We start from the raw sequence: 24473 nt of genomic DNA on the forward strand, positions 1-24473 counted from the left end.
TAAGAGGATGATGATTTCATCTTGTTGGTGTTGCAGTTATAGTGTGGATATTAGGGCTATCAGCGGAAAATTAACATGAGCGCGGTATCTGGTCACATAGTCAACGAAGCACGTCCTTCTGTGTCGATTGGTATTACTCCCACAGCAGTAAATCAACAAAATGGGTCGGCTGTTCCGGCCTCGATTAGCAAAGTATCGGTAGAGGTGACCTTATCACCTGCAGGCCAAGCGCTTAGCGACCAAGCTAATTCGGTAAAGCCTGAATCAGAAGCAAAACCTGCACAGCGCCCCGATGAAGAGACTGCCACAGATAAAACTAATTGTCAGTGTGACAAAGCCCCTGTAGCAGATAACAAAGACCCGCAAGACAATACTGTGGTTGATAAAACCACGGAGTCTGAAGAGGACGACAGCTACGGCTTTGGAAAATACATTAAAGCGGCGGCAGGCATCGGCAGTATCATAGCCCTGTTTGCCTGATTCAATCAGCTGGTTTCAGAGAAAAAAGGCACCGTAAGGTGCCTTTTTTAATGGTTATTCATGGCTAAGCTGCTTGATCGCAATATAACCTGTGCTGTGCAGCGCAACCCGTAAGGTAAGCAGCAGAGCAATGGTTACCGATATGCTGAGCATCACAAAAATGGCCACCATAATAATGAGTTGGTATTTCACCGCAATCATAGGATCTGTGCCCCCCAATATCTGGCCTGTCATCATACCGGGCAAAGTGACTAACCCTGTTGTCGCCATGGAAGCTAGGATAGGTGCTTGTGATTGCTGCAAGGCAGACTGGACAAAAGGCCACGCTGCTTGACGGGGTGTTGCCCCTAATACTAACGCAGACTCATAATCAGCTTTCTTTTCGCTAAAGGCGCTAAATAGGCGTTGCAGCGCAACGATATTGCCGCTTAAGCCGTTGCCTAATAACATCCCAGCCAATGGAATTAAGTACTGTGCACTGTAAAAAGGCGAGGGCTGTAGCAGCACAATTAAAAGCAGCACCATTAAGGGGAAGGTCGCAGCGCTTAAGGCAATGGCAAGGGGGCTAAAAAGCGCTCTTTTAGGCAGTTTAGCACCAGACAAAATGGCACTAGCTCCAACCAATACCATCACTAACAACCAGGCGATATTTAGCCAAGGATTGTTCAGTTCAAACAGCACGCCGAGATAAAGCCCAACCAAAATAAGCTGTATCGTCATACGAGCGACAGCAGTGACGATCTCTTTGCCTAACTTCAGCCTAAAGTAGGCGTTGATTGCCGCAGGTATCACCAATGTGAGCAAAAACAAACTGACAGTTAACCAGCTGATATCAATGGTGGCTTGCATGGCTTTGACCTTAAATATTGAGTGGCATCAGTGTAGCGTGTTTACCTGATTGTTGGCAGCCTATCACGCACATTATTACGTCAATCGCCTTGGCTGTGGGGTTTAGGGGCTTGGGCTAAATAGGCACTCGATTGCATCTCTTTTAAACGGCTGTTTGTGCGTCTAAACTCAAAACTTAATGCACCTTGGTGATAAAGTTCGTCTAGTGGTACGTCTGCCTGTATGTATAAATTGACTTGTCTGTCATATAACTCGTCAACTAAAGCAATAAAGCGCCGAGCAGGGTCGTCATTGAGTGCGTATGCAAGTTGCCGTGCGCCCGTCGCCGTGGCTCCAATGCCATCTTCAGTACCTCTGGCTTTTATCCAGCTTTTTGGCTCGCCGCCCAGCACAGGTACATGACTTAGCAGGATAGTCTGATATCGATTAGCTAATTCGATATAGTCGAGTGCAGAACGCGGGCCTTGGCATAAGGCTGTAAAATCGACCCACAGGATATTCGTCGTGCGTTGAATGACATCAATTTGCCTATCTAACACCGTTATTGCACGTTTGGTCACTGAATGATTGAAATCATTGAGCTGTTCGAATAAGCGAGAAAACGCCTGCTTGTCAGTAAAGTAAGCCGGTTGCAGTTCAAGGCTTCTAAGGCGATAGTCTTGCTGGGCTTGTAAATGTAGGCTTTTTGTTTGCTTTTCAATTAAGTCAATACAAGGTAAAAATCGTTCGCGTTGTAGACCGTTGGCATAAAGTTGGTTAACAGCGACGTTCGAGGTGGCGACTAGCACCACACCTTGCTGAAACAGCGCTTCAAATAGCCGATATAGAATAATGGCATCTCCAATGTCATTGACAAAAAACTCATCAAAGCATAGCACTTCACATGTCAATGCAAGTTCGCTCGCTATCTGCTCTATTGAGGTGGCTGCGTCACCATATTGATTCAATTGACGGTGCACTTGTGACATAAACCGATGAAAGTGCAAACGTTGTGGCTTAATCTTGTCGCTGTTTTGGCAGGCGTGGAAAAACAGATCCATTAGCCGAGTCTTACCGCGACCCACATCGCCCCATAAATAGAGACCTGTTACCGGCTGCGATTGACTCTGCAATTGCTGAAACAAGCTTTGTAACTGCTGCACAGCATGTTGTTGTGCGGGATCAAAAATTAAAGCTTTGCTATCTAGCAGGTTCTGATAGTGGCAAAGAGGAGAGGCGGCCATGGTTGTCCATTGCAGGTTTTCTAGGTTGGCCTGATTGTAAGTTGAGGATCGCCAGCATGCAATGATGATCCTACCTTGTCTAACACCTTGTCTATCTCGAGTAGGCAAGTAATAGTTGGCTACGGTTTTTGACCTTAGTCTTTTTGTAGATATTCTGTAAATGCATCTTAATGGTATTAATTGATACCGATAATCTTTCTGCCACTTCGTTATTACTCAGGCCCATACAGACAAGAGATAGGACTTCCTGCTCTTTTTTAGTGGTGAGTTTAAATAATGACAGGTATTCAGTTGAAGCGATGGGGCGTTGTTGACTCAATATATAGCGAGACAAGGCTTTATTACTAAATGATAAATTGCCTTCTAAGGTATCTTTAATGACTTTTAAAAGTAAATAAGTCGGTTGCTTGCTATCGCAGGCGCCAGAAAACCCTTGATTTAACAGCGCTAACTCATCATTTAGGCATAAGTTTTTACTGATGGCGATATGTTTACCGGTATCAAAGAGGCTGCGATCTAAGTTCATCATCGCTATGGGTAAATCATTGATAAAATGAATCAGTATCTTCTTTCTACTGGCGGAATGCGCCCATGCAAAGGTCGCATCTTGATCGCTATTTAGGGCTAAGTCTAATAAACCGGCACAGCTATTTAACAGCTGTAGATCTGCAGGCTCGTGACTAAGTGTGAATAATTCACCTTCATACATCTCATATCCTTATGACATCTTAGCATGTGCAAATTGTTACTTCAGATAGGATTTATTTTGATTGTTATTATCCTTTAGGGCGGTATTTTAGTGATTCATTTATATAAATCAATACTTGTTTCGTTAATATCATGATTAATTTTATTGCTTGTTGGTTTTCATCAAATGGTCTAGTGGATAAATCACGCGTTAATTGCGGATGGTAGCGCTTTCAGTATTCTATTGGTGGTGATTTTTATTTTTATATACTTAGGTATTATATATGGTGCCTCTTCGCGATATTATATACAAAATGAGTCATGTTAAATATGATGTTGTCGTCATACTTTAATTATGTGTTTTTTATTTTTGTTGTTTATATTCAGTTGCTTGTAGCTGTATACCTTGAAGCGAGGGAGGTGGTTGTCGGCTGTTTGTAGTATAAAAGTATAGTTTTATATTAATACTGTATTTACAAATAATATTTGTTTTTGTTTTATATGGATTTTTATATTTGTCGATTTTTGTTTTGTATGAAAATAAATTTACATAGTTGTTTTTTAATTCTCTCTAATGCAAAATGTGCAACCTTAAATTATACCGCTCTATTTGTTTTTATAAGTGGTTAAGCGTTAGGGAATATTATACTTATGGATAAGTTAAGGGAAAATGCACCCGCTCAGGATGATAAAACACTTATTGCTGGCATTGATTCACAAGATGTAGAAACCAGTGGTAATTTGGTTGGCCAATGTTTTAAAAACCGTTATCTGATTGAGTCTCATATTGGTAGCGGCGGTATGAGCGATATCTACAAAGCCAAAGATCTGCATTTTGAATCTGCTGGAATAACAGAACCTTATGTCGCTATTAAGGTGCTGTTGCCGCAATATAGCTCAACGCCTGAAGCCAAGCAGGTATTGGTTAGAGAAGCGCGAAAAACCCAGCAACTATCACATCCCAATATTATCCGCGTTTACGATGTTGATTCTGACGGCGAGCATCATTTCTTAGTGATGGAGTGGCTTGATGGCGAGTCGTTAGATCAAGTTATCAAACGTTCTCGGCCACTGGGGATTAATTTTTCAGGCGTCATTAAAATCATTACCCAAATAAGCTCAGCGTTGGAGTACACCCACAAACAGGGCATTGTTCATACTGATTTAAAACCATCGAATATAATTCTAACCCGGCAAGGTCAAATAAAGGTTTTTGATTTTGGAGTAGCAAAGGCACTTCAACTTAACTTTGACAAATACGCAGTACAAAATCATCAAAATACGTCACCACTAAGTGGATTTACCCCGGCGTATGCCAGTCTTGAACAGCTAGAAGGGCAAGATGGCTGTGCAGCAGATGATGTGTTTGCTTTCTCCTGTATTGTGTATGAATTGCTCAGTAGCAAACACCCTTATCAAAGGTTGGCAGCTAACCAAGTTGATTTGTCTAAGATTGAGCTTAAAAAGCCTAAAAATATCAATTGGCTATTATGGCCAGTACTCAAGAAAGGCTTGGCGTTACATAAACAAGATCGCGCACCTAGCGTTGACAGTATTGCACGGCGCTTAGCCTCTTCAAAGCTGCCGTTAATTAGCGCAACAGCAGCTGCCATCGCGGTTATCATATTGGGCGGTGTATTCTATCAATCTCAACAAAATCAATTGTCTATGCTTAATCAGCTTGTTGCGGTATCGGCTCAACAACAACAGAAGTTAACTGATTATCAGCAACTTTCCGCGCAGCAATTATTATCTCAATTCTCGCAAATGACTGATATCAGTCCATTGACTAAGCACGGACTGCTTGCGTTAAAACAGCCGCAGGTTATGGCGGTACTGGCGCGCCAGATCGAGCAGGTGCCTCGGATTGGCAAAGGTCATTATCGTAATTTTGCCGAAATAAATAAAATTTTGGCTACAGGCAGTCAGCTTTACCCTGATTCTGCAACGTTGGCAAAAATGCAGGGTGAAGTCGATCGAAATCAACAATCAGTATTAGATGCACTATCAGATCGTTTGAACGTTTTGTTGGCCCAGGGCCGCTATGCCGAAATGGGTGATAATGATATCGCGGTGATTCTTAATGACATGCAGATGGTGCAAACCGGTTATTCATTTGTGCCCGATGATGCAGCATTTAGTTTGTATCAGTCGCGTTTTGAACAAGCGCTATCTAATCATGATATTAAAACCATTGCTGAATTAAACAGTGTGGGTGAATTATTGTTTGTTCATCACCAACAGGCACAAGCGCTACTGGATCATGGTCAGCGTATGACAGTGGCAGTGAAAGCGATCAATAGCTATACCCAAGCCGTATCCCAAGGGGTGGACCAACCCTACCCCTATGCCGCAGCAGAAGTCTATTACCTTGAAACCTTTAATGAGTTGTCTGCACAACTTGACGAGGTTGCTACGCCTAAGGAACTGCATGCATTTGATGGTGTTGTGACCGATTTGGCGACGAATTTGCCGCAGGATTTCCAACCCCTATTGAAATTAGAAAAGCGCGTAGCGGCGACCTATTTAAGATTCGCCAATATCTATATGGAGAAGCAGTACTTTAAGACTGCGAGAGACTTGATTGCGCGGGGCAATGAATTGTTTGAACGACTTGATGGCGTGTAGATCAAGTACCCGGTATACCAAGGATTAGGACTGTAAAACGATATGGAATTAGGTCTAGAAATTGTAAGTTATCATCGACTTTCTCCAGAGCAAGTCTCTGTTAAGGCGCTCAAAGAGTCGATCTCTTTGGGGCGATCAGAGAGCAATGACTGGCATCTGCCCGATCCCGAAAAAGTGGTGTCGGGCGTGCATGCTCGAATAGAAAAGCAGCATGATGGGTTTTACCTCCATGATGTCTCGACCAACGACCTATTTGTCAATCGAGCGGTTGAAGCGCTAGGAAAGAGTCGCCAGCATAAGCTGGTCGACGGTGATTTGCTGACTTTTGGTGATTATGAGGTCAAAGTAACGGCGCTGCAGAGTGGGAAAAACCTCGATCCGATCGCGACAGGCGGCGATCGCTCGCAAGTGACCCCTGAAGCTCCGCAAGTTAGCGGCATTGAAGTTTCTAATGTACTTGGCGGTAACGCTGCGCCAAGACTTCCAGTTAGTGAGCCCTTAGCTACAACCAAGCAAGCGAATGGACTCGCCCCGCAAGTGAGTCATGACTTACAAGATCACTTTCAATTACCCAATGCACCAATCCCAGAGGCTTGGGAGCATGAGTTTGGCGCGTCACCGAATCATACTGCGAGTCGACTTGATACTCGTGCAGAGCTCAGCCAGGTGTCAGCCAAGCCCCAGAGCCAGCCAAACGCGCAGCCATCTTGTGCGCCTGAAACCCAGGTGATGGATTCAGGAGAGATGAAGGCGTTTTTTGATGGTTTAGGTGTGGCGAAAGAGCAGCTACCAGCAGCGGTTTCAGAGGCGTTGTTGTTTGAAATGGGGCAAGGCATGAAGTTGATGCTTGAAGGTTTGATGGCCACGCTTCGTCAACGCTCATCGTTAAAAAATCAATACCGCATTAACCAAACGACCTTTCAACAACAAGAAAATAATCCATTGAAATTTTCAGCATCCATTGATGATGTATTTCAAAACCTGTTTCTGCGTCGAAGCAGCACATTTTTGTCATCAAAGCAGGCCATTTCGGCCGCATTTAGTGATGCGCGTAAACATGATGAAGCTTTCATTGCCGGGGCATCGGGTGCCATGCAAGGCCTGCTATCACAGTTGGATCCGCTAAAGATCGAACAGCAAATGGCTCATTTATCACTGGTGGAAACGGTGTTGCCCGGTCAAAAGCAGATGAAGTATTGGAAGGTCTACAAGGGCTTGCATGACGATATGACAAGTGACTTTAGGCAGCAAGGACATGCTGCGCTATCTGATGATTTTATTAAGGCATATGACGAAAAAATTAAGTCATTATAACAAGTGTAGGTTAGGACTATGAATATGAAATCTTGGCTGCTTGGTGCAGTGTTTTTAGGCTATGGCGCGCTGATTAGTGGCTGTTCCACCATCAATGCCATCGTGCCGCCTTCAACAGATGTAATTTTCAATGCTTCGGCTGATATTAATCCAGATATCAATGGTCGACCGTCTCCTGTGGTGGTGAAGCTGTTTGAGCTATCGTCACGCACGATCTTTGATACCCAAGACTTCTTCACTTTGTACGAGTCGGCGGAGCAGATTTTAGGGCCCGATCTCATCAAGAAAGATGAGCTTGAAATGCAGCCCACACAGCAACTTGAGTATCCAATGACGCTCAATACTAATACCCGTTATATCGGTGTAGTGGTTGCTTATCGTGATATCGATGCATCTCGCTGGCGCTCTGTCGTTGAAGTTGACCCGACTGGCTACGATAACGTCAATATCAATATTGAAAAAATTGCAGTGTATAGCACAGAGCAATAACCACAGCAGCACAATAGGGAAGTTATGAGCGATTTTAGCCCTGTGGCATGGACAGAAGGCATGTTTCTGCGGCCGCAACATATGCAACAACAAGAACGCTATCTGCACCACCAATATGCCAATTTATTGAATCGAATTACCCCAATGGCATGGGGGGTGTATAGCCTTGATATTGACCATAGTCTGCTAAAGATCGGCCAGTTCCGATTAAATAGTATTGAGTGTGTATTTCCTGATAACACCCTGGCCGTACTGCCACAACAACACCCTCTACCTGAGGTTATAACGGTTGCTGCGGGTACGACAGATCAACTGATTTATCTAGTGTTACCTGTGAGCAAAACCACTGGGCAAAACATTTCTGCCGGTGAGCAACGTACAATCACCCGATTTCATTTTGATGACCATAATATTGTCGACACCAGTGTTGGTGCCGAAGCCATGGAAGTGCTACAGGTGGCTAAACTGAATTGTCGTCTAAAACTACAAGCTGAAGACAGGGCTGGCTACGTCAGCATTGCTATCGCTCGTATCGTCGATGTATCAGATGAAGGCATGATTCGCCTCGACAGAAAATTTATTGCGCCTCGTCTCAGTATTGAGCATTGCAGTGTATTGCAGAGCATGGTGAGTGAAGTGCTCGGCATGACAGTACAGCGTGCTGACGCAATCGCCGCTAGATTAAGTCAAACCCAAGGCAATGCCAGCTCAATAGCGGATTTCTTGATGCTGCAGTTGTTAAATAAGTATCAGCCGATGTTAGAGCGCTTCCTCGCGACGCAGGGGGTTCACCCTGAACAGGTATTTAGCACGCTAGCTTGTTTTGCCGGCGAGCTTGCGACCTTTAGTGCTGCTGACAAGCGGGTAACTAAATTACCGGAATATCAACATGAAAACTTGAGCCAAGGTTTTGCAGCATTAATGACTGTATTAAATCAGGCTCTGAGCAGTGTTTATGAACAAAGCGCGATTGAGTTGCCACTAGAGAAAACCAAATTTGGCATCTATTTCTCTAGCATTGCTGATAAAAGTGCCTTAGATAGTGCAGAATTTGTATTGGCTGTTAAAGCCAGTGTGCCGAATGAAGAGCTCAGACAACGCTTGCCGAGTCAGATTAAGGTGGGCTCTGTAGAAACGATTCGCGAGCTGGTCAATAACCAGTTGGCTGGTATTGGTGTTGTTAGCCTACCCGTTGCGCCGAGGCAGGTGCCTTATCACGCCGGCTATCATTACTTTCAGCTTGATAAATCCCATTCTCTTTGGCGTAGCCTGCACTCTAGTGGCGGTATTGCCTTACATTTGTCTGGCCACTATCCCGATTTAGATATAGCACTATGGCTAGTCAATAGCTGATCTTCACCATATTAAGGATGATATAACGTGAGTGATAAAACGGTAGTGAAGCCTCGCCCAGGGATGCGGCCAGCGCCAGAGTTAGCCCAGCCTACTGCAACCGGCGATAGTCAGAAAACTCAGGTGCAAGAAAAGCAACCGAGTGCGCGCTCAATGCAGTCGGTATTGAGTTTGGCGCAAAACCCGATTGTAGATCATGCTGGCACGCTGATCTCTATTGGTATTCAAGTGCGCAATAGTCATAGCCATGAGGATGTGACCGCACTACGAGTGCAATGTGTTGAGCTGATTAAGAATTATGAGCAGAGCCTGCGCAATGCCAATTTACCCAGCGATGATATTGAATCAGCGCGCTATTGCTTATGTTGTTATCTTGATGAAACCGTATTAAACACCCCTTGGGGTGGTGAAAGTCTGTGGGCATCCGAGAGTTTGCTATCGACTTTCCACAAAGAAACGCTGGGCGGGGAGTATTTCTTTACGCTGTTACAAGACTGCTTACAGCAACCACAACACAAGCATCAGCTCCTTGAGCTGATGTACTTATGCCTGACATTGGGTTTTAGTGGCAAGATGCGTCTAGAGCCGCAAGGGGAGCAGCAACTTGAACAGTTAAGGGATAAGGCTTTTCATGCTCTGCAGGCAGTTAAGGGCGATCGTCATAAAGCGCTATCGCCGCATTGGCGTGACAAAGTCGTGCAGGATGCGGCTTTCGTACAGCCGTTCCCTATGTGGGTTATTGGTGCATTGTTTGCGGTACTCACGCTGTTTATCTACATGGGATTTAGCTACAGCATCAATAGCTATTCGTCGAACGTCTATAAATCTCTTACTGCTTTGGTTCCTTGGCAAGACACTCAACGCGCCGACACACAGAGCATTAGCCGCGATGAAGCTTTGCTACTACAGCAACTATTGCAGACCGAAATAGCTAAACAACTACTTGAAGTTGAGCAGCTTAGTGATCGTACCCGGATCCGCATTGGTGCCGGCGTATTGTTTTCGTCCGGCAGCACTCAGCCACGCTCAGACTTTGAAGCCATTTTAGCCAAAATAGCGCGCACATTAGAAAGCACTTCAGGAAAAATTCTCATTACTGGGCATACCGATGACGACCCTATTTTCACCAGTAAATACCCATCAAACTGGCACCTGTCCTTAGCGAGAGCGACGGCCATAGGTAACTTTCTGGCCAACAATGCTTCCCTCAGTGGCCGTCTGTGGCCTGAAGGGCGCGGAGAGTCAGAACCAAGAGTCGACAACGTAAACGAGCATAATCGTGCACTCAACCGTCGTATCGAAATCGATTTGCTATTTTAATCGTCATACAAAGGAATTGTGAAATGTCATTAAAATCAGTGGGTAGCAAGCTAGTTGGTTACCTCAAATCAAAGTGGATGATTACCATACTTGGGTTTCTTTGTTTGGCGCTATTGATATGGTTCGGTGGCCCTATGGTGGCCATTGCAGGCTATGAGCCTTTAGCGTCGCCATTGGTGCGCGTCATAGTGTTGCTCAGCATTGTGATTGTATGGGGTGGATTGCACTTCTTATTTAAGGCTAAGCGTAAAAAGCAAAGTGATGAGATGGTCGATAGCCTGATTAACGGTGATGAGCATCAAGCTGAGCCTGTCGGTGATGAGGTTGTACAGAACGAGATTGCCTTGTTGCAGAAAAAGATGTTGCAGGCTTTGGACATTCTTAAAACCACGAAGCTTTCAAAAAATAAAAGTATTTATGAATTGCCTTGGTACATCATGATTGGCCCGCCAGGCTCAGGTAAAACCACCGCCATTGGTCACTCTGGGCTGGAGTATCCGCTCAAAGAAAAAATGGGCATTGATATGATCCAAGGCGTTGGTGGAACCCGTCATTGTGATTGGTGGTTTACCAATAAAGCGGTACTCATTGATACCGCAGGCCGTTATACCACTCAAGATAGCCATGCGAATCAGGATAGTCGGGCGTGGCAGGGATTTTTAGGACTGCTGAAAAAGTTTCGCCCGCAGCGGCCGATTAACGGCGTTATCATTAGCATGAGTATGGCGGAGCTGCTAAACCAGACTAAAACCGAACGTAACCTGCACGCGCGGGCAATCAAGCAAAGATTGCAAGAGCTACAAAATCAGTTAGGGATGACGTTCCCGGTGTATGTCTTGCTATCAAAATCAGACTTGATCGCCGGATTTAATGAATTTTTTAGTGATTTTGATAAAGAAGATTGCGAACAGATCTGGGGGATCACTTTTGAGCTGCCGACAGATCAAAGTGAAGATAATACCGTTGGTCAGTTTAACAAAGAGTTCCACGACTTGTTGGTTAATCTTAATGGCAGAATCAACCAACGTTTGATGCAAGAAAGGGATGTTAATCGGCGTGCTAGAATCTATGAATTCCCCAAACAGTTGCGCTTGCTGCAGTCTGCAGCGGACGATTTCCTAAAAGAAATATTCTCTCCTAATGCCTATGAAGAGTCGCCGTTGTTGCGCGGAGTCTATTTAACCAGTGCCACGCAAGAAGGCCAACCGATCGATCATTTGTCACAGCACTTAAGTAGCGGTGTTGCCAAGCCTACTGAGCAAAATAGCGCGCAGCATATACGAAGCTATTTTATTAAACGTCTATTAGAAGATGTTATTTTTCCAGAGCAGAATCTCGCGTCAACTAATCGCAAGCATGCACGCAAGAACAATAAGCTACGCCAAATAACTATTGCGGTAGCCGCTACGGTAACTTTGGTGATGACCTACGCCTGGTGGGACAGCTATGACTGGAATCGCCAGTTAATTGATCAAACTCAACTTGCGTTAAGCACTTATCAAGATGTGACCAATGGCGGGATTAGTGAGCAATCTGAAGTGATCACCTTGACCAAAGGCTTGACGCAGCTGCAACAGCTCGCTGCCGGTGTCGATAATGACAGCTTAGATGAGGCGAAAACCTTAGGTTTGTTCCAGGGGAATAAACTCAAGCAGCCGGCAGATGCAGCTTATCATCGTGCATTGGAGGGGTATTTTCGTCCCTATTTAATGCAGGCGTTAACGCAGGAGATGGCAGACAACGCTTCTCACCTTAACTACTTGTACGAGACATTAAAAACCTATCTGATGTTTTATCAGCCTGAGCACTTCAATGCTGAAGAGGTACAAATCTGGTTTTCGGCTTACTTTGATCGCCATGTGCCGGGCAAGGTGAATACTGCCATTCGCCAGCAGCTCAATTCCCACCTTGCCACACTATTAGGCTTGGGCATTCGCGGCGCTGCAATCAATGAAGATGCGGTGATTGAGGCTCGCGCCACACTGACTATGCTGCCGTTAGTTGAACGCGCTTATCAGCGCCTAAAGAGTGACTATCTTGAAAGCAGCATTCCCGACTTTAAGTTGATTGATATTCTCAGTTACGACAGCATTGATGGTTTGATGTTTCAAAGTGGGCGCTCGTTTGACAATGGCATTCCTGGATTATTTACCTTTAACGGCTTTCACGGCATTTTTAGCATTGAAAAAGGTAAGATAGTTAAAAATCTTACGGCGGATAGCTGGGTCTACGGTGACGATTTAAACTATTTAGATGAACAAGCAAATGAGCGTTTAGCCCAGGAGTTAGAGCGCAAGTATATTCGTGATTATATCTATTACTGGGAAGATTTTATTGCTGATATTTCGGTGAAACAGTATCAGACATTGTCACAAGCTGAAATTGTCACCCGCGCACTCTCTAGCCCAGACCAACCGATAAAAACCATTATCGCGGCGGTGCAAAAGAATGTGCAACTGACTAAATTGCCAATGTCGACTAACACCAAAGCAGCCTTAGAGGTGGCGAAGAGTGCCAGTGATGTTGCCTTCCAATCGAAAAAGTCCCAGCTCAACCGTTTACTCCCTAAAGAGCCTGTGAAAGTTGAAGTGGACTTACCGGGTAAAGAAGTCGAAGTCGCCTTTAGCGAAATTCTGTCGATAGAGCTAGACCAACTGGATGAGATTCAAGCCACCTTAAGGGCGTTAAATCGCAACATTGGTAAGATCATGCTTGCCAGCGGTAACCGCGCTGCGATGATGAATCAAAATCTAGAGACCCAATTTGCTCAGCTAGGTAACAGCCTCACCGAGCAAATCCTTGATATGCCTTACCCAGTTAACAATTGGTTAGATGATATTGCCTACCAAGCGAAACGTATGGCGAGCAGCAATCAGAACCAGCGGTTTAATGGCATTTGGCAGTCTCAGGTTTTGGCTGAATTTAACCGTGCGATCAAGGGCCGTTACCCGTTTAATCGTGGCGCAAGCGAAGATGTGCGTTTAAAGGATTTCAGTAAATTCTTTGGCTATGGCGGTACGTTAGATAAGTTTTGGGATCAGTACTTAGCCAGCCATGTTGATACCAGTAAGAAGCCATGGCGGTTTACCAAGAATATCGGCATCAGCAATGACATCTTAGTGATGTATCAGCGCGCTGAAATCATTAAAGAGGCTTTCTTTGAGCCCGGTACTAAGCTACCGAAAATTGACTTTACCCTTGAACCACAGTTACTGGACAGTAATGTCAGTTTGTTCATGTTAGAAGTCGACAATCAGCAGCTCAAATATCGACATGGGCCGTCGAGAAAGGAGCAATTTGTATGGCCTGGAGGCAGCGCAAACAATGAGACTCGTATCGCTTTTACTCCACCCAATGGTGGCCGTTCTATCAATGTAAAATATGAAGGCGAATGGTCGTTCTTTAGGTTGTTAGATGAGTTAAGCGCCAAACGACCGAAAACCAAACAAGATGGTGTGTTGGAAATTGAGCTTAGTGGCTATAACGCTGAACTAAAGCTGGTGGCCAATAGTGTGAACAACCCTTTTTGGATGGCAAATATGGAGCGCTTCTCATGTCCTCGCAACCTTTAACTCAAATAGGTTATTGCGGCAAAGTGCCATTTAAAGGCGATTTTGTTCAACATAACCTTAGTGCTGACTTTATCAAAAGTTGGAATGAGTGGTTACAAGCGGTTGTGGCCGTCAGTAAAGAGCAGATCCCTGAGCAGTGGTTGGATTGTTATCTAACCAGCCCTGTTTGGCACTTTGCACTATCTGCAGATCTTTGCTGTGAATCAGCCATGTTAGGCACCTTGATCCCCAGTGTCGATCAAGTGAGCCGCCACTATCCGTTTACTTTGGCTGCTACCCATAAAGGCAGCCCGTTAGCAGCTTGGCAACAAGCCGACCAGTGGGCTCCGCAATTTCAACAGGCCATTTTGCAAGTGCTGGACGATGACTGCAATCTTGAAACGTGGCTGAAAGAAATTGCTAGTCAAATCAGTTTCCCCACCGCAGCTCCGGCTCACAGCATTATCACTCAACACACCGATCCTGTTAAGAAGGCTTGGGTGTTACAAGGTCACCAGCACATTGAAATGCATGACCTGTTGCACCGCCAATATAGCGAACAACTGGGCCGTTACAGTATCTGGTGGACAGAGGGCTCACAATGGGTCGCACCTTGTGTAGTTATTGCTGAAGGCCTGCCACAGGTGAGTCAGTTTGTATCGATGATTAATGGCCAATGGGTGGAAAGAGATTGGAACTTAGCTGCAGTGACAGAGGAGGGATAATGCACCAAACAAGTCATGGAATAAGTCATCGAGGTACAGTCAGAGAGATTAATGAAGACGCTTGCCTTGAGTTGACACATTTAGGGGTTTGGGTCGTGGCTGATGGTATGGGGGGGCACGCCGCTGGCGATGTGGCGAGCCAACTGGTCATTGATGTAATGCAGCAAGCGTTGAGCCACTGTTCTAGAGAGCAGGTTAATCAGGCTATTTTGGTCAGTGCGTTGGAGGAAAGTAACCGGCGTTTACGGCAGATGAGTCAGCAACAATTTGCCGGCAAAGTAGCCGGTAGTACTGTGGTAGTGCTGTGGATCCATCAGCATCAATACCACTTGTTATGGGCCGGAGACAGCCGAGGTTATCTCTACCGAGGAAATCAGCTTACACAAGTGACCAAAGATCATAGCCAAGTTAATGACATGGTCGATGAAGGGGTGTTGCTACCTGAGGAAGCTGAGCAACACCCTCTGGCAAATGTCATCACTCGAGCTGTCGGGGTGGATGACTATTTATGTGTAGATATTAAACAGGGTACGCTCGTTAATAATGATATTTTCTTACTGTGCAGTGATGGTTTAAATAAAGAGTTAAGCGATCAAGAAATTGCCAATGCCATTCAACCGGGAAATATTATTGATTCAGGCATGGCATTAATCCATAGCTCACTTGTTAGAAATGCCAGAGATAATGTTACCTGTATTTTAGTTAAGAGCCATTATGGCTTGTCGTCTGATAAAGATATTGGTCGGGATAATAGTGATGCGACCATTCCGGTTTTTATTTAAATTGTAATGCTTGTTGATCTGTTAATACATTGCGGTTTATTATTTGCTTTCATTTTGTTTGTTTATAGTTCTTTAGTGTTTTGTTGTTTTAAATAATATCCTTTGGGATGTGATTTTAAATCGACAAATATATTAATAAGTATGGGTTAGTGGTAATTACCTACCATGGTATTATTCAAGGAATGAATTTTGGGTGTCGACGAATTTAATATCGAAGATTATATTTTACCAATATCTGACACGAATGTGGTGGGCATTGATCCGCGCGAAAATGTCAGTCCAACCTCTACTTATTATCATTTAAAAGATGTCAGAAACAGTGCCAGGGCAAAGGAACGAAAAGCCCTAATAGATGAAGACAATGTCTTGTCGGTCGCAACCGACTGGCGTCCAATTGTTGAACAGGTGCCAGAGGCGCTACGTAATGACTGTAAAGATCTGGAATATGTCGCTTGGTTGATAGAGGCCAATTGTCGCTTATCTGGTTTTCGTGGCCTAGCAAATGGTTTCGAGTTAGCCGCAAAACTCATTAATGATTTCTGGCAACAACTCTATCCCACACCTGAGCCAGATGATCTATCTGAAAGACTCTCTCCATTGATAGGACTTAATGGTATTGATAGTGAGGGCTCACTTATTCAGCCCATTAAATCAATATTGATATCGCAAGGCGTCACATACGGCGCGTTCTCTACCTGGCAATATGATCAAGCTCAAGAGGTCGCTAGACTCGACAAAGACAAGCAACAGAAACGTATCGATGCCGGCGCTGTACCTTTAGAAGAAGTAGAACAGAGCATTAAGGAAACCGCTGCTTCATTTTATCTGCAGTTACATCAAGATCTGCAAGATGCCATCTCGGCTTTTGAGCGGCTGTCGCGTGCCATGGATGACGCAATGGACGGCGTGCCGCAACCTACCAGTTATATCAGTAAAGCGTTGAGTCATTGCTTGCAGCAAGTGACCACAATTGCCCAACCTATTTTGGCTAAACACAATGCGCCGCAAGAGACGACTGAGCTAGATGATACTGATGATATAGGGTGTAGTGATATATCAGCGGCAGAGCAAGGTGTTATTAAACAACTCCAGTCAAGAGATGAAGCAATAAATAATCTCTCAACAGTAGCAGAATTTTTTAGAAAAACAGAACCTCACTCGCCGATGTCATATGCCATTGAGCAAGTTATTCGATGGAGTGATTTAACTTTGCCTGAATTATTGAATGAATTAATTCAAGATGGTGATGCAAGAAGTGGCTATTTTAAATTGTCGGGTATTAAGGTCGACGAATAAATATGTCTTGCGGAATATAAAATTGAAAGGAGTTCAAAATGAGTATACATGATAGATTGAAGCGGGTAAGAAAACCGCGAGTACATATTACTTATGATGTTGAGACGGAAGGCACGGTAGTAAAAAAAGAATTGCCCTTTGTAATTGGTATTACGGGTGATTTTACTGGTCACAATAAAGAGAGTTTAAAACCATTAAAAGATCGCCGCTTTATCCAGATCGATCGTGATAATTTTGATGATGTCATTAAACGTATGAACCCGACGCTATCGCTGGCTGTGGCTAATACCCTTGCTGATGATGATTCGCAGTTAAAAGTAGACTTGAGTTTTAATTCACTAGAAGACTTTGAGCCAGCAGCCATTGTTAATCAAGTTGAACCGCTTAAAAAACTGATGGAAACGCGCAATAAACTGCGTGATTTGATGACAAAAGTCGATCGTTCAGAAGATCTAGAAAATATTCTAGAGGATGTATTGAACAATACCACGAGTTTAGAAAAGTTGGCCGACGAATTGGATATACAAGGAGCGAAGTCATGAGCATGGAAACAGCTGAAGCCACACTCGATGCCGTAGCCCAAGAGGGGAGTGTTTCGTTACTCGATCAAGCTATTGGTGCGACAAAACAAACGGACTCAAGCAGAGCAGAAGAGCTCATTCGTTCGCTAACAGAAGAGGCGCTAAAAGGCACCGTTAAGTGGAATAAGAACTTAACCGTTACTTTCAATGAAGCCATCGATGTAATCGACAGTGTTATCTCCAAACAGCTTGCAGCCATTATGCACCACGACGACTTGCAAAAGTTGGAGGGGAGCTGGCGCGGGCTGCACCATACCGTGTCTAACTCAGAAACCAATGAAACTCTGAAGATCCGCATGATGAGCTTAAGTAAAAAAGAGCTGCATAAAGATCTTAGCAAGGCGGTTGAGTTCGACCAAAGCCAAATGTTCAAAAAAATCTATGAAGCTGAGTTTGGCACACCTGGCGGTGAACCCTATGGCTGTTTAGTTGGTGATTACGAGTTTAGTAATCACCCTGAGGATGTGGAAGCTTTGTCGTTAATGTCTAATGTTGCGGCAGCTGGCTTTTGTCCATTTATATCGGCCGCGGGTTCTTCGCTGTTTGGTTTCGATGATTGGACCCAGTTAAGTAAGCCTAGGGATTTAGAGAAGGTCTTTGAATCGCTTGAATATACGCAATGGCGTTCATTCAGAGAAAGTGATGATTCTCGATTTGTATCGTTAACAATGCCTCGGGTATTAGCCCGTTTACCTTATGGCAGTGCAACTAAGCCTGTTGAAGAGTTCTGCTACGAAGAGTTTGAGCTTGATGATACCGCAACGCGATCTAAAACCGCCAACCACGACGACTATTGCTGGATGAACTCATCTTATGTCATGGCCACCAATATGGGCCAAGCATTCAGTAAATACGGCTTCTGTACCGCAATTCGTGGTGCTGAAGGTGGAGGCAAAGTTGAAGGCTTACCTGCACATATCTTTACTAGTGATGATGGTGACCCTGACTTAATGTGCCCAACAGAGATTGGCATTACCGACCGCCGCGAAGCGGAGTTAAGTAAGCTGGGCTTTTTACCTTTGTGCCATTACAAGCACACTGATTATGCAGTGTTCTTTGGCGCGCAGTCCTGTCAGAAGCCGCAGATTTTCTCTAGCCATGATGCGACCGCAAATGCGGCGATTTCATCACGTTTACCTTACCTAATGGCGACGTCTCGCTTTGCTCACTACTTAAAAGTGATGGCCCGAGACAAGATTGGTAGCTTCATGGAAGCGGAAGATGTGGAGTCATGGCTCAATCGCTGGATTTTGTCATTCGTGAATGCTTCAGAAGGCGGCGGACAAGATATTCGTGCCAAGTATCCACTTGCCGATGCCAAAGTCGAAGTTAAGGAGATTCCGGGTCAACCTGGTAGCTATAACGCGGTGGCTTGGTTGCGTCCTTGGTTGCAAATGGAAGAGCTAACGGCATCACTTCGGTTGGTGGCTAAAATCCCTAAAGTGGGCTAGTCGATCCCGTCGCTGATTGCTTTTCAAGGATAGAAACGTAATGAATCACGAAAGCATTTCATTTGTTGATGATGAAATATTTCTGCAGGACACTGTGCATGCAAGCTCGGTGTCCAGCCAACATTTACGGCTGAAAAACAAGCATTTAGTGGAACGGTTTTTACGTGAAACCGATACCACTAAATCGTTATTGTTGTGGCTGGAAAATAGTGGTGCTTCATTACAGGGCTTAGATAAACATCATGTTTACCCGCTGCTGCTAAAAGCGGTCAATGAAATTGATCGTAAACTAGAAAAGCAACTCAACGCTATCATCCACCACCCCAGCTTGCAGCAATTGGAAGCGAGCTGGCGTGGTGTGCTTTATCTTGTTGAACAAAAAGAACGCTGTGATAAAGCAGACAAAGTTAAAGTAAAACTGCTGGATTGTAGTTGGCGCACGCTATGCAAGGATATCAACAAAGCCATCGAATTTGACCAAAGTGAGTTTTTCAAACTGGTTTACAACAATGAGTTTGATATGTCCGGCGGTGAACCGTTTGGGGCCATTGTAGGCGATTACATGATTGGTAATCGTCAGCAGTCAGGGCAAAGCATCAATGACATCGAAGTTCTCAAAGAGATTTCTCGTACAGCTGCCGCGGCATTTTCCCCGTTTATCGCCTCGGTTTCACCCACATTTTTTGGTGCAGATGACTTTTCAGACTTAGCCTATAGTACCGACTATTCCGATACCTTTGAGCAGTTAGAGTATATTAAGTGGCACGCACTGCGGGCAATGGATGATGCCAGATTTATCGGCTTAACGTTGCCGCAAATATTGATGCGTCCACCTTACAAAATAGATGGGCTCCGTAGTGAAGGATTTAAGTTCAAGGAACATATTGATGATCCGCAGCGGCATCACTTATGGGGCAGTGCAGCATATGCGTTTGCTGGGGTACTGATTCGCGCATTTAGTGACTCTGGTTGGTTTGGCCAAATAAGAGGCATGCAACCTGGGCAGAAGAGAAAAGGCTTAGTGTGCGATTTACCTGTCTGTCAGTACGAAACCGATCTCTATCGTCATAGTGCTAAACCGTCAGTCAATTTACTGGTGAGCGATAGTGCTGAGAAGTCGCTTTCTGATCAAGGCTTTATTCCATTATCGCCGATTCCCGGCTGTGAGCACTTAGTCTTTTATAGTAATGCTTCTGTTCAAAAGCCTCAGTCATATGAGCGCCTAGAGGACAATATTAACGCTAAGTTATCGGCCATGCTGCAATATATATTATGTGTGTCTCGTTTTGCTCACTACATCAAGGTGTTAGGGCGAGACAAAATCGGCTCGTCCAGTTCTGCTGAGCAATGTCAGGCTGAGCTGCAAAAGTGGCTACACCAATATACTACTGCGTCAGAATCAGCCACCGACGAAGTACGCAGCAAATACCCGCTACGCAGTGCTCAAGTTCAAGTCAAAGAGATGCGCGGCAAACCCGGTCATTTTTATTCAATCATCCAGCTACAGCCGCATTTTCAGCTCGATCAAATGGTATCGAGTATCAAGCTGGTGACCGAATTAACTCCACGAAATTAACCTCAAGGACAGCATTAACATGGAAATCGTTAAACAGATGATTCAAGAAGCTAAATTAACTCAGGCTATTGAATACATTGAACAGCTTCTCAGAGATGATCCGCTTAACCCTGATTTGAAAAGTACACTTATTGAACTGCTGTGTATCAGTGGCGAGTATGAGCGTGCTGATAAACAGTTGAACCTTATTGTGCAAAAACACCCTGATTTCTTGATTGGCGCGTCGAACCTACGTCAATTACTGCGGGCAGCTCAATCTCGCCAAGACAGCCTAACTGGCCAAAGTGTGCCTAAGTTGTTCAGTGAAGTGGATGGCCATAGTGAGGCTTTTATGAAGCTACGAGTTGAGTTGAACCAAGGTCAACCAGAGCAAGTGAGTCAAGGGGCCATCGCGCTTGAACAAGCACGGCCTGCCATTGCAATCAATATTAATGATCAACCTAATCAGGAGGTGCGGGATCTGGATGACACGCTGGGCGGATTTGTGGAGATTTTTGGTACAGACGGTCACTACTACATTGCACAGCTATCTGAGATTGATTACATCCATTTTAAACCCGTATCTTCCTTAGTTGAGCAGGTATGGCGACGAGTAGACATTGCGATTAAAAATGGCCCTTGTGGCGAGGCCCATATTCCTGTGGTGTATGCAACCAGTGAAACTGATTCGCAGAAATTGGGCCGTGAAACAGATTGGCACGAATCCGCCACCGATGTGATGACGGGTCGCGGCATGAAAATGTGGTTTGTTGACAATGCAGCGCTGCCTTTAAGTGCCATCAGCAAACTGTCAGCAGCTGCTTAGTATTTTGATGATGTAGAGGCAGATTGATGAGCAGCAAACCTTTGTCAGCGACACCCCATATTCAGGCTTCAATTCTCGATCGCTTGATTGATGACGATCCCGATTCGGCCGATGTGAAAGATAGCCATCGAGGTCTGAACTTGCAGCAATTACGCAGCAATGTCCGTCGTGACCTAGAGAATCTACTCAATGCCAAAATTCAGTGGCAACAGTGGCCAGACTATTACCAAGAGCTGGATGCTTCGCTTCTCAATTATGGCTTAAATGACTTTTCTAGTATGGCTGTTGCTAGCCTTGAAGGCCGTCAATCGTTGTGCCAGCAAGTTGCGGAAACGATCAAACGATTTGAGCCGCGCTTTATTGAAGTGCTGGTAGAAACCATGGACAACGAACAGCCGTTGGACCGGATTTTACGCCTGCGGATCAATGCCTTGTTATATGCCGATCCCGAACCTGAGTACATTACGTTTGATTCTGAAGTCGAACCTGTACACCTAGGTATGACAGTCAATGAGGCCGCGTTTTGAACGAAGAGTTACTGAAGTACTACAATCGAGAACTGGCTTTTATTCGGCATATGGGCGCTGAATTCGCTGAGCAATACCCAAAACTAGCGGGTCGATTGAGGTTAAGTGATGAGCATGTTGAAGATCCTCATGTCTCTCGGCTTATTGAGGCATTTTCGTTACTCACTGCCCAAATTAGACAGAAACTCGATGATAGCTTTCCTGAATTGACCGAAGCCCTGTTAGGGCAGCTGTATCCGGACTATCAAGCGCCTATTCCTTCAATGTCAGTCATTAAAGTTGAGACAGAAAATGTGTCAACAACTGGGGTGTTATTAGCTCGCGGCAGTCAGGTTGATACGCAAGTTGAAGGCATGAAAACTTGTCACTTTAAAACCTGTTACGACACTCAGCTTTGGCCAATAGATGTCAGTGATGCCCAGTTTGAGAATGCCCCGTTTAATGCGCCGGAACCTATATGGAATGACCATGCTAAATCTAGCTTAAAACTGACCATCACCGGTGAGTTTGATGAAGTTTCAATGTCGACACTCTCAATCGACCGATTGCGGTTTTTCCTCAATGGCCAAGCGCATCAAACATACCATCTCTATCAGATGTTATTTGAGCACTGTATCGGTATGGCGATTTCACCTAAGGGGGACTGCAACCAGGTTAAGTATATTGAAAAGCGTCATATTCAGGCCGTGGGATTTGACCATCAGCAACAAGTGGTTCCTTATAGCCAACGGACCTCTTCAGGCTACCGACTACTGGTGGAGAATTTTACCTTCGCCGAGAAATTTCTGTTTGTTGATATCGTTGATCTTAGTGATTGCTGGCAGCACATTGGCAGTGAGTTTGAGCTGCATTTTTATTTTAAGGCTTCTGCTGAGGACTTAGAAAAACAAGTTAATGCCGGTCACTTCTTACTGGGCTGTACGCCTGTCGTTAACCTCTTTGAGCAAGAGTTAGAACCCATTAGCGTGGACTCTGCGCAGTACGAGTACAAATTACAGGCTCGCTATTTAGATGCTGAAGTGTCTGAAATCATTGCGGTAAATGAGGTTTCCGCTTTTGACCCTGCCGACAACAAAGTCAAGGTGAGTCCATTTTATGGTGAATCGCATCCAGCTTACTTAGGCCAAGATAGATTGTTTTGGCACGTGCGCCGAGAAGCGGCGAGTTGGGCGGGGGGCTATGCCGAGCAGGGAACTGAACTGTTCTTGTCTCTAGTTGATAAAGATTTTAAAGGCTTTGATGCGAATAGCGAAAACGAAACTTGGGTATTGAGTGCTAAGGCATTGTGCAGTAATCGCAATTTAGCCGCGCATCTGCCTTTTGGTACTGAAGAACCCAAAATGTTCATTGCTGAAAGAGCGGACATTATTAAGAAAGTGAAGTGCTTACACGCGCCCACTTTACCAGTCCGTCCGGCGTTGTCGGATGCATCCCGATGGCAACTTGTCAGTCATTTAAGTTTAGATAGTTTTAGTGGTCCAGAAGCGACGAAACAGCTCAAAGAAACGCTGAAACTCTATGACTTTAAGGCATCTCCAGAAAATAAGGCCCTGATAGAAAGTATTGTTGCGGTTGAGGTGAGTGCCGCTACGGCTCGGGTGGCACAAGCAGGTCGAGTCAGTTTTTGTGCCGGTAGCGATATTGAGATCACTTTTACCAAAGATCACTATGCCGGTGCTGGGGTATTTTTCTTCTGCACTGTGCTTGATCATTTCTTTGCTCAGTTTGCAGTGATCAATAGCTTTACGCGTTTAAGCTTGCGTTTCACTGGCCAAGATCAGCGATATTACACTTGGCCTGCAAGGGCTGGTATAAGGCCGCTGTTATGACGTTACGCCAGTTAATTGATGCGCCAACTCAACAAGACTTTTATCAAGCTGTGTATCAAGTCGAACGTCAGCTCGCCAATGATAAGGCCCGCTATCACTGTGTTGGGCGTGATAGTTTACCTGCTCAAGAACTCATTCGATTTAAAGTCGATCAGCATCTGGGTTTTCCTGGTCAACCAATCAGCGGCGTTGAACTCCGTGAATCTGATAATGCCCAGTGCAGTGCCATTGATATGAATATTTCATTTATGGGGCTAACGGGTCCCAGCGGAGCCTTACCGCAGCATTATAGTGAAATGGTCTTGGCGCGACTCAAGCTTAAAGATACCGGTATGAAAGATTTTTATGATCTCTTTAATCACCGTTTAATATCTTTGTTCTACCGGGCATGGGAGAAGTATCGGTTTAGCGTGAGCTATCAAGCGGGTGGCCAGCAACAAACTGATGCTTTCTCAAAGGTATTAAAACACTTTAGCGGCCCAGATTCTTTGTCGGCCTATTATGCAGGTATTCAAAGTCGCTCATCCCCTTCTGCTCAGGGACTGGCCAATATGCTGATGGACTTTACCCAGGGCGATGTCGATGTGCAGCAGTTTCAAGGTCGATGGCTAACATTGTCGCCTCAAGATCAAACCCGGTTAGGTGGGCGCTGTAACCCTGAAGGGCAATATGCCCGCTTGGGTTTAGATGCAAGTCTTGGTCAGCGGGTTTGGGATATCAGCTCGGCTGTCACCATTACCCTTAGCTTTACAGATAAAGATATCGCTGCTGAGTATTTACCGGGTAAGCACAAAACTCGCTTGGTTCAGCAGCTTATTGGTCAATATCTTGGTAACACGACTCAATTTAAACTGCAGTTGAATGTCAGTATGAATCAGGTGCCCGTGGCGCAATTATCGCGGCAAGGTCTTGGTCTGGGATTGGGCTGCAGCCTGATGAGTCGCCCATGCCAATCGCAAACAACACAAACATTATCGATTTAAACTCACACCTAAAGGATTAGCGAT

20 protein-coding genes are annotated in these 24473 nt (G+C 44.9%); 17 read left to right on the forward strand and 3 right to left on the reverse strand.

The window, feature by feature from the left end; all coding sequences use genetic code 11:
- The first annotated feature begins 75 nt into the window (after window positions 1-75).
- Window positions 76-480: a hypothetical protein gene (locus L865_RS0110985; protein WP_028773285.1), complete on the forward strand. Its 405-nt coding sequence runs from the start codon at window positions 76-78 to the stop codon at window positions 478-480.
- Between the two features lie 54 nt (window positions 481-534).
- Here L865_RS0110985 and L865_RS0110990 read toward each other — a convergent pair whose 3' ends face one another.
- The 3 genes from L865_RS0110990 to L865_RS0111000 form a co-directional block, all read right to left on the reverse strand.
- A complete protein-coding gene (locus L865_RS0110990) occupies window positions 535-1329 on the reverse strand; it encodes an ABC transporter permease (RefSeq protein WP_028773286.1) in 795 nt (264 codons plus the stop codon).
- Between the two features lie 80 nt (window positions 1330-1409).
- The gene (gene zapE / locus L865_RS0110995; RefSeq protein WP_028773287.1) at window positions 1410-2552 is read right to left on the reverse strand and encodes a cell division protein ZapE; all 1143 of its coding nucleotides are present in this window, start codon (window positions 2550-2552) and stop codon (window positions 1410-1412) included.
- 91 nt (window positions 2553-2643) lie between these two features.
- Window positions 2644-3261, reverse strand: coding sequence for a response regulator transcription factor (locus L865_RS0111000; RefSeq protein WP_028773288.1), 618 nt, complete (start codon window positions 3259-3261; stop codon window positions 2644-2646).
- 629 nt (window positions 3262-3890) lie between these two features.
- On the opposite strand from L865_RS0111000, the gene L865_RS0111005 reads away from it, so the two are divergent.
- The 16 genes from L865_RS0111005 to tssG all read left to right on the forward strand — a co-directional run bounded on the left by L865_RS0111005 (window position 3891) and on the right by tssG (window position 24449).
- On the forward strand, window positions 3891-5867 hold the full coding sequence (locus L865_RS0111005; protein WP_028773289.1) for a serine/threonine-protein kinase: 1977 nt from the start codon (window positions 3891-3893) through the stop codon (window positions 5865-5867).
- 42 nt (window positions 5868-5909) lie between these two features.
- Window positions 5910-7181, forward strand: a complete 1272-nt coding sequence (gene tagH / locus L865_RS0111010) for a type VI secretion system-associated FHA domain protein TagH (protein WP_028773290.1) — start codon at window positions 5910-5912, stop codon at window positions 7179-7181.
- Window positions 7182-7205: 24 nt separating this feature from the next.
- The gene (gene tssJ / locus L865_RS0111015) at window positions 7206-7670 is read left to right on the forward strand and encodes a type VI secretion system lipoprotein TssJ (RefSeq protein WP_157577541.1); all 465 of its coding nucleotides are present in this window, start codon (window positions 7206-7208) and stop codon (window positions 7668-7670) included.
- Window positions 7671-7694: 24 nt separating this feature from the next.
- The gene (gene tssK / locus L865_RS0111020; RefSeq protein ID WP_028773292.1) at window positions 7695-9023 is read left to right on the forward strand and encodes a type VI secretion system baseplate subunit TssK; all 1329 of its coding nucleotides are present in this window, start codon (window positions 7695-7697) and stop codon (window positions 9021-9023) included.
- A gap of 27 nt (window positions 9024-9050) precedes the next feature.
- Window positions 9051-10343 carry a type VI secretion system protein TssL, long form gene (gene tssL, locus L865_RS0111025; protein ID WP_028773293.1) on the forward strand — a complete coding sequence of 431 codons (1293 nt, stop codon included), beginning with the start codon at window positions 9051-9053 and terminating at the stop codon, window positions 10341-10343.
- A gap of 23 nt (window positions 10344-10366) precedes the next feature.
- Window positions 10367-13915 (forward strand): type VI secretion system membrane subunit TssM, encoded by a 3549-nt coding sequence (tssM, locus tag L865_RS0111030; protein WP_028773294.1) that lies wholly within the window; start codon window positions 10367-10369, stop codon window positions 13913-13915.
- Window positions 13897-14619 carry a type VI secretion system-associated protein TagF gene (tagF, locus tag L865_RS0111035; RefSeq protein WP_028773295.1) on the forward strand — a complete coding sequence of 241 codons (723 nt, stop codon included), beginning with the start codon at window positions 13897-13899 and terminating at the stop codon, window positions 14617-14619. Before tssM ends, tagF begins: the two co-directional genes overlap by 19 nt.
- Window positions 14619-15401, forward strand: a complete 783-nt coding sequence (locus L865_RS0111040; protein WP_211237695.1) for a PP2C family protein-serine/threonine phosphatase — start codon at window positions 14619-14621, stop codon at window positions 15399-15401. Before tagF ends, L865_RS0111040 begins: the two co-directional genes overlap by 1 nt.
- A 189-nt stretch (window positions 15402-15590) precedes the next feature.
- On the forward strand, window positions 15591-16697 hold the full coding sequence (gene tssA, locus L865_RS0111045; RefSeq protein ID WP_037471010.1) for a type VI secretion system protein TssA: 1107 nt from the start codon (window positions 15591-15593) through the stop codon (window positions 16695-16697).
- 38 nt (window positions 16698-16735) lie between these two features.
- Entirely contained in the window at window positions 16736-17239 is a 504-nt protein-coding gene (tssB, locus tag L865_RS0111050) for a type VI secretion system contractile sheath small subunit (protein ID WP_028773298.1), read from the forward strand.
- Window positions 17236-18729, forward strand: a complete 1494-nt coding sequence (gene tssC / locus L865_RS0111055; RefSeq protein WP_028773299.1) for a type VI secretion system contractile sheath large subunit — start codon at window positions 17236-17238, stop codon at window positions 18727-18729. The genes tssB and tssC (L865_RS0111055) overlap by 4 nt, the downstream gene beginning before the upstream one ends.
- Before the next feature lie 40 nt (window positions 18730-18769).
- Complete coding sequence (gene tssC, locus L865_RS0111060) at window positions 18770-20305, forward strand: type VI secretion system contractile sheath large subunit (RefSeq protein WP_028773300.1); 1536 nt, start codon at window positions 18770-18772, stop codon at window positions 20303-20305.
- 19 nt (window positions 20306-20324) lie between these two features.
- Window positions 20325-21110, forward strand: coding sequence for a type VI secretion system accessory protein TagJ (locus tag L865_RS0111065; RefSeq protein WP_028773301.1), 786 nt, complete (start codon window positions 20325-20327; stop codon window positions 21108-21110).
- A gap of 26 nt (window positions 21111-21136) precedes the next feature.
- Complete coding sequence (tssE, locus tag L865_RS0111070) at window positions 21137-21637, forward strand: type VI secretion system baseplate subunit TssE (protein ID WP_037471012.1); 501 nt, start codon at window positions 21137-21139, stop codon at window positions 21635-21637.
- Complete coding sequence (gene tssF, locus L865_RS0111075; RefSeq protein WP_028773303.1) at window positions 21634-23466, forward strand: type VI secretion system baseplate subunit TssF; 1833 nt, start codon at window positions 21634-21636, stop codon at window positions 23464-23466. Before tssE ends, tssF begins: the two co-directional genes overlap by 4 nt.
- The gene (gene tssG / locus L865_RS23575; protein ID WP_051484562.1) at window positions 23463-24449 is read left to right on the forward strand and encodes a type VI secretion system baseplate subunit TssG; all 987 of its coding nucleotides are present in this window, start codon (window positions 23463-23465) and stop codon (window positions 24447-24449) included. Before tssF ends, tssG begins: the two co-directional genes overlap by 4 nt.
- The last annotated feature ends 24 nt before the right edge of the window (window positions 24450-24473 follow it).

The organism is Shewanella waksmanii ATCC BAA-643 (genome assembly GCF_000518805.1).
In the GTDB taxonomy this organism is placed as follows: Bacteria; Pseudomonadota; Gammaproteobacteria; order Enterobacterales; family Shewanellaceae; genus Shewanella; species Shewanella waksmanii.